Raw genomic sequence first — 12487 nt, 5'->3', positions numbered from 1 at the left:
GCCTGTTTAACAGGACGTTACTGGTTCGTAATGCAAAAGTTTACCCTACTCCTTTTGAGCCTGGTGCTGCTGGCACCGCTGGGCATCGATCTCTATCTCCCGACACTGCCGCAGATTGCCGACGGTCTTAACAGCCCGGTCAGTCTTATCCAGACCACCATTCCGCTGTTTTTGCTGGTGATGGGTATCGGTCAGCTGGTCACCGGTCCGCTGGTGGATAATTTTGGCCGTAAGCCGATCGCGCTGATCGGCCTCGCGCTCTACATCATCGGCAGCGCAGTGGCCGCAACCGCCACCGTGTGGCCGGTGTTCTTCCTGGCGCGCCTGATTCAGGGCTGCGCGGTATGCTGTAGCGCGGTGGTGGCATTTAGCGGCGTGCGCGATCGACTGAGCGGCGATGCCGCGGCGCGCGCTTATGGTTTCCTCAATGGCGCGCTGAACATCGTGCCGGCGCTGGCACCGCTGCTCGGCGGTATTCTGGCGGAAGCCTATGGCTGGCGTGCGCCCTTCTGGTTCCTGTGCGGCTATGCGCTGGTGATTGGCGTCATTGTGGTGGTCGCACTGCCGGAAACGCGTCCGGCGGACACGCTGCGCGTTGAAGGGCTGCCGCTGGCGCAGTATGCTGCCATCGCCCGGCAGCCGCGCTTTCTCGCTTTCGCCTTTGCCAACGCGGGCGCGCTCGGCATGGTGCTGACCTACGTTTCGCTGGCGCCGCACGTGTTGATGACCGAAGGTGGCCTGACGCCGCTGCAGTTTTCCTTTGCCTTTGGCGCCAACGGTTTCTGGATCATGCTGGTCAGCGCCTTTGTTAATAAAACCATTCGCAAGGCGGGCCGGCCATTTTGTCTCGCCATGGGGTTTGTCACCATGCTGCTCGGTGCGCTGCTGCTGGTGGCGGGGATGACGCTGTTACCTGCGGCCTGGCAAACCCACTGGTCGCTGTACATGATTCCGGTGGCGATCTCGGTAGCCGGCCTGGCCTTCACCGTCGGGCCGGCCACCAGCTATGCGCTGGAGCCGTATCAGCAGCAGGCGGGTGTGGCGGCGGCGCTGCAGGGATTTATTCAGATGGCGGGCGGTGCGGGTGGCAGCCTGGCGATGGTGGCGCTGCCGGTGGCAGAGAAATCAGCGTTAGCGCTGATGATGCTGGTGGGTGCAGCGCTGGCGCTGATCGCCTGGCGCTGCAGTAAGAACATGCGTGGTACAGTGACGGCGCTTAACTAAGCGTGACCGGGACGCGCGGCGCGAGTGCACACATCAGCTCGTAGCCTACCGTTCCGGCGGCTTTCGCCACCTCATCAATTTTCACCTCGTTGCCCCACAGCTCCACGCGCGAACCGATACCCGCCTGCGGGCAGGGTTCGAGGTCAATCATCATCATGTCCATCGAGATCGCCCCGAGCGTTTGCGTGCGGATGCCATCGACGCTGACTGGCGTACCGGTCGGTGCGTGGCGCGGATAGCCGTCAGCATAGCCGCAGGCAACGATACCGATACGCTGTGGCGCGGCGGCATGGTAGCGATAACCGTAGCCAACGCCTTCACCGGCGCTGAGCTGCTGCACGCCAATGATTTCACTGCTCAGCGTCATTACCGGCTGCAGACCGGTACTGGCGATATCCTGCCAGTCGCCGCTCGGTGACGCACCGTAAAGAATAATGCCGGGGCGCACCCAGTCAAAATGCGCCTGCGGATGCCACAGCGTCGTTGCCGAGTTAGCGAGCGAGCGCGGACAGTGGAGCCCTTCCGCCGCCTGTTCGACACGCTGCATCGGTTCCACCAGTCCCTGCGGGTTTTCCGCATCGGCAAAGTGCGCCATCAGCGTCATTTCCCCCACGTTGGGCAACGCACGCAGCTTGTGCCAGGCCGCCTGTGCCTGTTCCGGACGAAAACCGAGACGGTTCATGCCGCTATTGATCTTCAGATAAACATCGACTGGTGCCGACAGCTGCGCCTTCGCCAGCGCCTGAATCTGCCAGTTACTGTGTACGCTGGTGGTCAGGCGATAGCGATCGATCAGCGTCAGGTCATCGGCGTGAAAGAAGCCTTCCAGCAGCAGAATTGGCTTTTTCCAGCCCTGCTGGCGCAGCAGGATCGCCTCTTCCATATTCAGCAGCGCGAAACCGTCGGTCTCCGCCAGACTCTGCCATACGCGGGCAATGCCGTGGCCGTAGGCATTGGCCTTCACCACCGACCAGACGCGCGCGTGCGGTGCCGCCTGACGCACAATCGCCAGATTGTGGCGCAGCGCCTGTTGATTAATGGTGGCACCCGTAGGACGTGACATGTTTTTACTCTCCCTGAAGTATCAGCGCGTCGCGCTGGCATTACGCAGCGGCGATGCCGTGGCCGCAAAGCCCGGCAGATAACGCAGCACCGACAAGTCGTCGGCGGCGATGGCCGGTTTACGTCCCGAAATCAGATCGGCCAGCAACTGGCCGGAACCACAGGCCATCGTCCAGCCCAGCGTACCGTGCCCGGTGTTCAGCCAGAGATTGGTCAGCGGCGTGCGCCCGACAATTGGCGTGCCATCCGGCGTCATCGGGCGCAGTCCGGTCCAGAACGTAGCCTGTTCAACATACCCGCCTTCAGGATAGAGATCGCGGACCACCATCTCCAGCGTTTCACGTCGTGCCGGCAACAGTTTGGTGTTAAAACCAACGATTTCGGCCATGCCACCGACGCGAATGCGGTCATCAAAGCGTGTCACCGCCACTTTATAGGTCTCATCCAGAATGGTGGAAACCGGCGCGCCCTGCGGATCTTTGATCGGGATAGTCAGGGAATAGCCTTTCAGCGGATAGACCGGAATCGACACGATGTCTTTCAGCAGCGCCGTGGAGTAAGAGCCAAACGCCACGACGTAAGCATCGGCTTTAATGACCTCATCGCCGCACTTCACGCCATAAATGCGATTGCCTTCGCGCAACAGCTGATCCACTGACGTGTCGTAACGGAAAGTGACGCCGGCTGCGGCTGCCATTGCCGCCAGCCGCTGGGTAAACAGCTGGCAGTCACCGGTTTCGTCATTCGGCAGGCGCAGGCCGCCGGTCAGCTTGTGCGCGGTACCCGCCAGCGCCGGCTCCACGCTGTGCAGCTGATGCGCTTCCAGCAGCTCATAAGGCACACCCGCTTCACGCAGCACCGCGATGTCTTTGCTGGCGCTGTCAAACTGTTGCTGCGTGCGGAACAGCTGCAAAGTGCCGCCCTGGCGCCCTTCATAGGCGATGCCGGTGCTGCTGCGCAGTGCCTTCAGGCAGTCGCGGCTGTATTCGGCGATGCGCACCATACGGCCCTTGTTTTCCTGGTAGTGACGCATGTCGCAGTTGCGCAGCATATTCCACATCCACTCCAGCTGGAACTTGCTGCCGTCAAGTCGCACCGCCAGCGGTGCGTGTTTCTGAAACATCCACTTTACCGCCTTGAGCGGTACACCGGGCGCCGCCCAGGGTGCCGCATAGCCGGGCGAAATCTGCCCGGCATTGCCGGCACTGGTTTCCAGCGCCGCGCCGGGCTGGCGATCGATTACGGTGACGTCATGCCCCGCCTGCGCCAGATACCACGCACTGGCTACCCCTACGACACCACTACCCAGAATGACTACGCGCATAAGCCCCTCATCGCGAAAAGCATAATTAACTGGTATCACCATCGGGTTTAGCATAACCCGATGGCTGAACTGATATTACATTCGACCCTTTCATTTCACATGTTTTTCACTTAACTGCACACTGAAATCATGCGGTCGCGCCAAAATCAGAGTTTTTTGTGCCTTAAAAGCGTTAACCAGCGAATTATTATGCGAAAGGCAGAGCATCTCACTTTTTTCAGGAGAAAGCGCCGCAGTCATATCGCGTGCTTATAAACAGGATTTAATGCTGCAATTTATCACTCAGATAAAACATAACCTTATTAGCTACCAAAGCACGCCTATTATGATGATTTTGTACCAAAAGAATTCGATTGAGTTCCCGCATCGGATAAGCGACAGTGGACTATCATTGAAGTGTTCGCTCAGTTTTTTTGGGCTGTCTTTCTCAGGATGAAGCCTTAAACGATCGTGACAGGTGACACTCTGTTGCCTGCCGCTTGCAAAACAGAGGTGCGCTATGACGACAATGTTTGACGAGCCAACCCGCAACAGCAAACGACTCAGTGACGGTCCCGACTGGACCTTTGAGCTACTTGATGTCTACCTGGCGGAGATCGACCGCGTGGCCAAAAGCTATGGGCTCGAAACCTACCCGCACCAAATCGAAGTGATCACCTCCGAGCAGATGATGGATGCGTACTCCAGCGTGGGGATGCCCATCAATTATGCCCACTGGTCGTTCGGCAAGAAGTTCATCGAAACAGAGCAGCGCTACAAACATGGCCAGCAGGGACTGGCGTACGAGATCGTTATTAACTCGAATCCCTGTATCGCTTATCTGATGGAAGAGAACACCATGACCATGCAGGCGCTGGTGATGGCGCACGCCTGCTATGGCCACAACTCTTTCTTCAAAAATAACTACCTGTTCCGCAGCTGGACCGATGCCAGCTCAATTGTCGATTACCTGCTGTTCGCGCGTAACTACATCTCTGATTGCGAAGAGCGTTATGGCGTGGAGGAGGTCGAGCGGCTGCTGGATTCCTGTCATGCGCTGATGAACTATGGCGTCGATCGCTATAAACGCCCGCAAAAGATTTCGCTGCAGGAAGAGAAAGCGCGGCAGAAAAGCCGGGAAGAGTATCTGCAGAGCCAGGTCAATACGCTGTGGCGCACCCTGCCACGCAAAGAGAAAGAGTTTACTCAGGTCGAGGCGGCGCGCTATCCCTCTGAGCCGCAGGAAAACCTGCTGTACTTTATGGAAAAGAACGCGCCACTGCTGGAGTCGTGGCAGCGTGAAGTGCTGCGCATTGTGCGTAAAGTCAGCCAGTATTTTTACCCGCAGAAACAGACCCAGGTGATGAATGAAGGCTGGGCGACCTTCTGGCACTACACCATCCTGAATCACCTGTACGATGAGGGCAAAGTGTCGGAACGCTTCATGATGGAGTTCCTGCACAGCCATACCAACGTGGTGTATCAGCCGCCGTATAACAGCCAGTGGTATAACGGTATCAACCCGTATGCGCTGGGCTTTGCCATGTTCCAGGACATCAAGCGCATCTGTCAGTCGCCAACTGAGGAAGATCGCTACTGGTTCCCGGACATCGCCGGCTCCGACTGGCTGAAGACGCTGCATTTCGCCATGCGCGAATTTAAAGACGAGAGCTTCATCAGTCAGTTCCTGTCGCCGAAAGTGATGCGGGATTTCCGTCTGTTTACGGTAATGGACGACGATCGTAATAACTATCTTGAGATTGCCGCCATTCATGATGAGGCGGGATATCGCGCGATTCGTCAGCAGCTGTCGGCGCAGTACAATCTGAGCAATCTGGAGCCGAATATTCAGGTGTACAACGTTGACCTGCGCGGTGACCGTTCGCTGACGCTGCGCTATGTGCCGCAGCAGCGCGCCCCGCTCGATAAGAGCCGTCGCGATGTGCTAAAGCATGTGCATCGGCTGTGGGGTTTTGATGTCAATCTGGAACAGCAGAACGAAGATGGCAGCGTGGAGCTGCTGGATCGCTGTCCGGCGCGCGGACCGGCGCTTTGAGAGGAAGATAAAACGCGCAGGGTTGCGCTGGACCTGCCGCATCGGCTGCTGCCGGGCCAGATCCTCGCGCCGCTACGCGGTACCTGCGGCGTTTACGTTACGCCTTACGGACCGGCCGGTATCGGTCATCCTGACCGGCCCGGCCTGATTCCCGCTTCCCACGGGAATCTCCTGGCGCAACGTAAAAGCCTCAGCGCTGCGGATTGCCCTTGCATCAGCCGACGCGTCAGGTCAGTCAAAATTGTGCCCGGCTAAAACCGTACCTGGCAGGGCAAACTTAACGCTTACTGCTCAAATCATCCGGCATGCTTTTCTGCATACTGTGCCAGATTTCACCGCTGCGGCGGCCGTAGTTACGCACGCTGTCGACGATCTGATCCTGCGTCGGCTGTTTGCCACACAGATCCGCCAGCTGACGATAAAAGTTACGCGCCAGTTCACGCGCTTCCGGATTTGAGAAGTAATGGCGGCCAACGCGGGTGTACAGCCCTTTCAGACCGTTGAGAATCAGGCCGTAAATCGGGTTGCCGGAAGCGAAGGCCAGGCCGCGAAACACGCGGTAATCCAGCTCGGTATAGGCTTCAGCCTGATCTTCCTCGCTCAGCGCACTCTCCAGCACTTCACGCGCCTTATCCGGATGATGACGCAGCGCGCGGCTGATAAAGATCGACGCGATATTTGTGCGCACTGACAGCAGGTTATCAATTAACTGCGGCACACTGTCGTGGTCAAGACGGGCGAGCGTTTCGAGGATATTAAGACCAGACGTTTCCCAGAAATCATTGACGCGGGTGGGTTTACCATGCTGAATGGTCAGCCAGCCATCACGAGCCAGCCGCTGCAGCACTTCACGCAGAGTGGTGCGGGTCACGCCGATCAGTTCAGAAAGCTCACGTTCAGCAGGAAGAATCGATCCCGGCGGAAAACGGCTGTTCCAGATGCTTTCAATTATGTACTCTTCAGCGAATCCTGCAGGGCTCTGTGCCTTAATCACCATAGCATTTATTTCTCGTTGCTTTCTTTGTCGTAATGGCACTCATCATACCAGAGGGGTCATAGCGGAAATAGCCTGCCAGCGGATTAAAAGCGCGCGCTGGCGCAAAATTCAGCAGCTGCGCAGCGAAAAAAGCCGTGGGTTACGCTGCGCTTGCGTGGGCGCTTTTGATGCCGTGTGCTAAAAGCCACGATTTTTTGGCGTGGATCAGGGATAAGTCATTTTTATACATGATTTTTTCCGCCTGCCTGGCTGGCACGGGTACGCTTTTGGTTTACACTGCGATGCATTAACGGCTACGGGAAAAGCAATATGTTGCGATACTTGAATCAATGCTCACGCGGACGCGGTGCCTGGTTATTAATGGCCCTGACCGCCCTGGTTTTTGAACTGGTTGCGCTGTTCTTTCAGCACGTGATGGGACTGCAACCCTGCGTAATGTGTATCTATGAGCGTTGTGCGCTGTTTGGCGTCATGGGCGCCGGCCTGGTGGGTGCAATTGCGCCTAAAACGCCGCTGCGCTGGGCGGCCATCGCCATCTGGCTCTACAGCGCTTATGAAGGGGTACGCCTCTCTTATGAGCACACCATGATTCAGCTGCATCCCAACCCGTTTGTGACCTGCGATTTTGCTGCTCGCTTCCCGAGCTGGCTGCCGCTGGATAAATGGCTGCCGGCGGTATTTGTCGCCAGCGGTGACTGCGCCGAACGCGGATGGACTTTCCTGACCTGGAGCATGCCGCAGTGGATGATCGTGATTTTTGCCGCTTATCTGCTGGTGGGCATTCTGGTATTGATTGCGCAACCGTTCAAAGCGAAACGTCGCGATCTGTTTGGTCGCTGAGTCCCAGCCAAATTAAGTCTCAGACAAAACAGGCAGCCGCGGCTGCCTGTTGCGTTATCAGCCGTTCCGATCCGGCCGGTCAATAATGTGTTCTTCCCAGTCGCGCACTTCACTCTCGCGCACCGCGATATATCGCACAGAAATACGCTGAGCATGCATCGCTTTCTTCGATCCGGCAATCAGCGGGTGCCACGCCGGCAGCGTTTTACCCTCCCCCAACAGCCGGTAAGCGCAGGTGCGCGGTAGCCAGTTAAAGGTGGTGAGATTCTCGCGCGTCAGCTTGATGCAATCTTCTTCGTACTCGAAGCGACGCTCATAATTGCGGCACTGACAGGTCTTGATGTTGAGCTGATTGCAGGCGACATTGGTGAAGTAAATCTCATCGGTATCCGCATCCTGCAACTTATTCAGACAGCACTGTCCACAGCCGTCGCACAGCGATTCCCACTCTGCGTCGTTCATTTGGTCCAGGCGTTTGGTCTGCCAGAAAGGTTGGTCGGTCATGATAGCGGTCCGGGTTGAGCAACAAGACCGCACCTTATAAAGCTTCAGGTGCGGTGATGCAAGTATTACAGTACGCGGGTGCTGATACCGTGACCGGCCAGCGACACTTCCAGCTTATCGCCGGAGCGCAGCGGGCCCACGCCTTCAGGCGTACCGGTCAGCACCACGTCACCGGCGCGCAGCGTAAAGTACTGGCTCATGTAAGCAATCAGCGGCAGAATTTTGTGGATCATATCTGCCGTAGTGCCGTGCTGGCGCACCTCGCCGTTAATGACCAGTTTGAGTTCGGCATCCTGCGGATCGACGCTGAATTCAGCCGCCGGGATAAACCCGGACAGCGGACAGGAGTTATCGAAACTCTTGGCGCGCTCCCATGGCTGACCGGCTTTCTTAAACCCGGCCTGCAGATCGCGCAGCGTTAAATCCAGCGCGACACCATAACCGGCAATCGCTTTCGCCACGTGCTCTTCACTGGCCTGCTTCAGGGTGGCGCCAATCAGCACCGCCAGCTCCACTTCATGATGCACCTCGCCAAAGCTGGCCGGGATCGACAGTGGCTGCCGCAAATCGCACACCGCGGTTTCCGGTTTGATAAACACCACCGGCTCACTCGGGGTGGCGCTGCCCATCTCTTTAATATGCTTTGCATAGTTGCTGCCGACGCACACCACTTTGCTGACCGGATAATCCAACAGCGCGCCCTGCCAGTTACGATGCTGATACATGCTAATCCCCTGCTTGAGTTGTGTTTGGTGCCAGCCGCGCTGGCGAAGATGTCTCATCAGCCGCCGGAACGTGGCAGGCTGCTGAGCACTATATTAGCGGGTTTATCGCGGCGCACGTGACGGAAAGCGGCAAAAGCCGTTCCCCTGTTCATCAGGTCCGCCGCTTAAGACAACGATTATTGCCCACAATAATGGGTTAAGGTGAGCAATTAAATTAATGCCGAAGCACTGATTATATTTACAGGATATATTTTTACAGATGAATCTGAATTAAACTTTTTTACCCTGTTCAAGATGAATGTTGAGCAGACTTTCAACCGGTGGTGGGATCTGCAAATAATAACCTTGTTCACTTAAACCCTGCTTCACTTTATTGATGTCAGCCTTGGCCAGCCTGTCGCGCTGGTCGAGCGACAGCACCATCGCCAGCTGCGGTTTACCAAAGCCGCGCAGCAGTTCTTCCGGGACGCGCGAAAAATCGTCTTTTTTTTCTACATACAGATAAGTCTGGTCACGTTGCGGGCTTCTATAGATCACACAAAACATATTTTTTACTCGAATTAACCAAGGGCGTCACTTGCCTGAATATAGCAGTAACTATAACATGCTTGCAGAACTTCGAATATTGACCCGCGGGTGTTAATGACGATTTTATCGGCGTTTACTTCAGGGTCGTAAAACAGGACTGAGCCAGGACAGATGTCGCAATCGCCAATCGAATTCAAGGGCAGCAGTTTTACCCTGTCAGTTGTTCATCTGCACCATTCGCAACCCGAGGTGATTCGTCAGGCGCTGCAGGACAAAATCGACCAGGCCCCGGCTTTTCTGCACAACGCGCCGGTGGTGCTGAATGTGTCAGCCCTGAACGGTGACATCAACTGGAAGCAGATGCAGCAGGCCGTCAGCGCCACCGGCTTACGCATTGTGGGCGTGAGCGGCTGTAAAGACGAAGCCCTGAAAAAGATGATTGCCCGCGCTGGCCTGCCGGTGCTGTCAGAGGGTAAAGAGAACCGCAAACGCGCTGATGCGCCCGCGCCGGAGCCGGAAGCGGTCGCGCCGCCGGTCAGCGAACCGGCCAGCAAAACGCGTATCATCAATACGCCAGTGCGTTCCGGTCAGCAGATTTATGCGCGCAACGCCGATTTGATCGTCACCAGCAGCGTCAGCGCCGGTGCCGAACTGGTGGCTGACGGCAACATTCATATTTACGGCATGATGCGCGGCCGCGCGCTGGCCGGTGCCAGCGGCGATCGCGACTGCCAGATTTTTTGCACCAACCTGTCAGCAGAGTTGGTCTCCATTGCCGGCGAATACTGGATCATGGACCAGATCCCGGCGGAATTCTTTGGTAAAGCTGCGCGCCTGTGCCTTAAAGAGGGCGCGCTCACCATCCAGACACTTAATTAGGCCCCTTTTCTTTCGTTAAGGAAATCAACATTTATGGCACGCATCATTGTAGTTACATCGGGTAAAGGGGGCGTTGGCAAGACCACGTCAAGCGCGGCCATCGCCACAGGGTTAGCGCAGAAAGGCAAAAAAACCGTGGTGATCGATTTCGATATAGGTCTGCGTAACCTCGACCTGATCATGGGCTGTGAACGCCGCGTGGTGTATGACTTTGTCAACGTTATTCAGGGCGATGCGACGCTGAATCAGGCACTGATTCGCGACAAGCGCACCGAGCAGCTTTATATTCTGCCCGCCTCACAAACCCGTGATAAAGATGCCCTGACCCGCGAAGGCGTGGAAAAAGTGCTGAACGACCTGGCGGCAATGGACTTCGATTTTATCGTCTGCGACTCGCCGGCCGGTATCGAAACCGGTGCGCTGATGGCGCTGTACTTCGCGGATGAAGCAATCATTACCACCAACCCGGAAGTCTCTTCCGTGCGTGACTCAGACCGTATTCTCGGCATCATCTCGTCGAAATCACGTCGCGCTGAAAACAGCGAAGAGCCGGTAAAAGAGCACCTGTTACTGACCCGCTATAACCCGGGACGCGTAACGCGTGGCGACATGCTGAGCATGGAAGACGTGCTGGAAATCCTGCGCATTCCTCTGGTCGGCGTGATTCCGGAAGATCAGTCGGTGCTGCGCGCGTCTAACCAGGGTGAGCCCGTGATCCTCGATGCAAACTCTGACGCCGGTAAAGCTTACGCTGATACCGTAGATCGCCTGCTTGGCGAAGAACGCCCCTTCCGCTTTATCGAAGAAGAGAAGAAGGGTTTCCTGAAACGCCTGTTCGGGGGATAACCAATGGCATTACTTGATTTCTTTTTATCCCGTAAGAAGAACACAGCCAACATAGCCAAGGAGAGGCTGCAGATTATCGTGGCCGAACGCAGAAGGGGCGACAGTGAGCCCCACTATCTGCCGCAGCTCAAGCGCGATATCCTGGAAGTGATCTGTAAATACGTGAAAATTGACCCGGACATGGTCACGGTGCAGCTGGATCAGAAAGGGGATGACATCTCTATCCTCGAGCTCAACGTGACGCTGCCGGAGACGGAAGACGTTCCTAAATGATTGTAGCGGGTTCCTGATTTTCCCCTGCGTGGTTGCGCAGGGGAAAACGTTCCGCTTACAGCGTGTGTAAAATCTCGTCGATACCGGCTTTCAACACCTCACCCCGCCAGCCTGCCAGCAGTTCCGGCGGACGCGTGGCGCTCTTCAGTCCCCAGTGCACGCTCAGCACCTGGTTAATCTGGCGCCGTGATGCTAACAGCTCCTGACTGTAACCGGTCTGCTCACTCACCTGCTGTACCAGCGCTTTAATCGCTTTAAACGCCTGCTTGTAATGCGCGTGGTCAATCAGATTAGGCAACGGCGGCGGTAATGCGGCCTCATCCAGCGCCTGCGCTTCTGCCACCATCGCCACCAGCGCCTTACCGTGGAAGCGAATTTCGTGACCGTTCAGGCCGAGATGATCCAGCTCGCCAAGGCTGCCGGGCATAAAGCGCGCGACTTTCCACAGGTTCTCTTCGCGCACCACAAAATTCACCGCCATGTCTTTCTGCCGGGCGAGGTTGAGACGCCACGCGGCCAGGCGCTGCAGCACCGCCAGCTGGCGCGGACGCAGCTGCCACGCGTTGGTGATATCGCGCCACGCCTCTTCCGGCTGCAGTACGTCAAGACGGCGCTGACACAGCGTAGCGCATTCACTCAGCGCCGCCGCCATGTTGCCTGCCGCTTCGGTTTGCGCCACCAGCTGATGGGCGATCGGCAGCAGATAAGCCACATCGGCCGCAGCGTACTGGCACTGCCGCTCGGTAAGCGGACGCGCCAGCCAGTCGGTGCGCGCTTCGCTCTTATCCAGCTCAATCTGGTTGAAATGATTGACCATCGCGGCAAAGCCCCACGACAGCGGCTGCCCGGCGAAAGCGGCCAGAATCTGCGTATCGATCATCGGCTCCGGCAGACAGCCGAAACGATGCAGGAAGACTTCGAGGTCTTCCCCGCCGGCGTGCAGGAACTTGGTCAGCTGACGATCCTGCAGCAGCGCAATAAACGGTGCCCAGTCGCTGATGGTTAACGGATCGATCAGAACCAGTTGCTCGCCATCGAAGAGCTGGATCAGGCCAAGCTGCGGATAGTACGTGCGGGTGCGCACGAATTCGGTATCCAGCGCCACGGCGCGATGCTGACGGGCCTGCTGGCATACCGCGGCCAGCTGGTCATTGTGGTCGATCAGGGTGTAATTCACGTTGTCTTTCTCGCTGCGACAAACCTCGCACAGCGCTCCATGTTAAAAGCAATAAAAACGCCGGACGGTGCCG

The 12487-nt window shown here is 57.0% G+C and carries 13 protein-coding genes; 6 read left to right on the top strand and 7 right to left on the bottom strand.

Annotated elements, in window-relative coordinates; genetic code table 11:
- Positions 1–30: 30 nt before the first annotated feature.
- Positions 31–1224 (top strand): multidrug effflux MFS transporter, encoded by a 1194-nt coding sequence (locus AC6I8F_RS08995; protein ID WP_498028742.1) that lies wholly within the window; start codon positions 31–33, stop codon positions 1222–1224.
- On the opposite strand, the gene dadX is transcribed toward AC6I8F_RS08995, so the two are convergent.
- Together dadX and AC6I8F_RS08985 are read right to left on the bottom strand one after the other, a co-directional pair.
- Positions 1217–2287 (bottom strand): catabolic alanine racemase DadX, encoded by a 1071-nt coding sequence (gene dadX / locus AC6I8F_RS08990; protein WP_215785833.1) that lies wholly within the window; start codon positions 2285–2287, stop codon positions 1217–1219. The two genes, AC6I8F_RS08995 and dadX, sit on opposite strands and share 8 nt — an antisense overlap.
- A gap of 21 nt (positions 2288–2308) precedes the next feature.
- Positions 2309–3610: a D-amino acid dehydrogenase gene (locus AC6I8F_RS08985; RefSeq protein WP_215785831.1), complete on the bottom strand. Its 1302-nt coding sequence runs from the start codon at positions 3608–3610 to the stop codon at positions 2309–2311.
- Positions 3611–4109: 499 nt separating this feature from the next.
- Here AC6I8F_RS08985 and AC6I8F_RS08980 point away from each other — a divergent pair, with 499 nt between their 5' ends.
- Complete coding sequence (locus tag AC6I8F_RS08980; protein ID WP_215785829.1) at positions 4110–5645, top strand: SpoVR family protein; 1536 nt, start codon at positions 4110–4112, stop codon at positions 5643–5645.
- 277 nt (positions 5646–5922) lie between these two features.
- On the opposite strand, the gene fadR is transcribed toward AC6I8F_RS08980, so the two are convergent.
- Complete coding sequence (fadR, locus tag AC6I8F_RS08975; RefSeq protein WP_058757728.1) at positions 5923–6642, bottom strand: fatty acid metabolism transcriptional regulator FadR; 720 nt, start codon at positions 6640–6642, stop codon at positions 5923–5925.
- A gap of 309 nt (positions 6643–6951) precedes the next feature.
- On the opposite strand from fadR, the gene dsbB reads away from it, so the two are divergent.
- Positions 6952–7482 (top strand): disulfide bond formation protein DsbB, encoded by a 531-nt coding sequence (gene dsbB, locus AC6I8F_RS08970; protein WP_040679952.1) that lies wholly within the window; start codon positions 6952–6954, stop codon positions 7480–7482.
- A 57-nt stretch (positions 7483–7539) separates the two neighbouring features.
- Here the strand turns inward: dsbB and ycgN are convergent, their stop codons facing one another.
- From ycgN to AC6I8F_RS08955, 3 genes are all read right to left on the bottom strand, one after another.
- Positions 7540–7986 carry a cysteine cluster protein YcgN gene (gene ycgN / locus AC6I8F_RS08965; RefSeq protein ID WP_021510046.1) on the bottom strand — a complete coding sequence of 149 codons (447 nt, stop codon included), beginning with the start codon at positions 7984–7986 and terminating at the stop codon, positions 7540–7542.
- A gap of 65 nt (positions 7987–8051) precedes the next feature.
- Positions 8052–8711 carry a fumarylacetoacetate hydrolase family protein gene (locus tag AC6I8F_RS08960; RefSeq protein WP_021510045.1) on the bottom strand — a complete coding sequence of 220 codons (660 nt, stop codon included), beginning with the start codon at positions 8709–8711 and terminating at the stop codon, positions 8052–8054.
- Positions 8712–8981: 270 nt separating this feature from the next.
- Positions 8982–9257, bottom strand: a complete 276-nt coding sequence (locus AC6I8F_RS08955) for a YcgL domain-containing protein (RefSeq protein WP_498028741.1) — start codon at positions 9255–9257, stop codon at positions 8982–8984.
- Between the two features lie 153 nt (positions 9258–9410).
- On the opposite strand from AC6I8F_RS08955, the gene minC reads away from it, so the two are divergent.
- From minC to minE, 3 genes are read left to right on the top strand one after another with little or no spacing between them, the layout of a single operon-like run.
- Positions 9411–10118, top strand: coding sequence for a septum site-determining protein MinC (gene minC / locus AC6I8F_RS08950; protein ID WP_021510043.1), 708 nt, complete (start codon positions 9411–9413; stop codon positions 10116–10118).
- A gap of 33 nt (positions 10119–10151) precedes the next feature.
- Complete coding sequence (minD, locus tag AC6I8F_RS08945; RefSeq protein WP_021510042.1) at positions 10152–10964, top strand: septum site-determining protein MinD; 813 nt, start codon at positions 10152–10154, stop codon at positions 10962–10964.
- A gap of 3 nt (positions 10965–10967) precedes the next feature.
- Positions 10968–11237, top strand: a complete 270-nt coding sequence (minE, locus tag AC6I8F_RS08940) for a cell division topological specificity factor MinE (RefSeq protein WP_010616394.1) — start codon at positions 10968–10970, stop codon at positions 11235–11237.
- A gap of 55 nt (positions 11238–11292) precedes the next feature.
- Here minE and rnd read toward each other — a convergent pair whose 3' ends face one another.
- A complete protein-coding gene (rnd, locus tag AC6I8F_RS08935) occupies positions 11293–12414 on the bottom strand; it encodes a ribonuclease D (RefSeq protein WP_059009717.1) in 1122 nt (373 codons plus the stop codon).
- Positions 12415–12487 lie beyond the last annotated feature (73 nt).

It is taken from the genome of gamma proteobacterium symbiont of Axiagastus rosmarus, assembly GCF_059730925.1.
The sequence above is the reverse complement of the archived record's forward strand: the minus strand, read 5'-3'. Positions and strand labels throughout refer to the sequence as shown.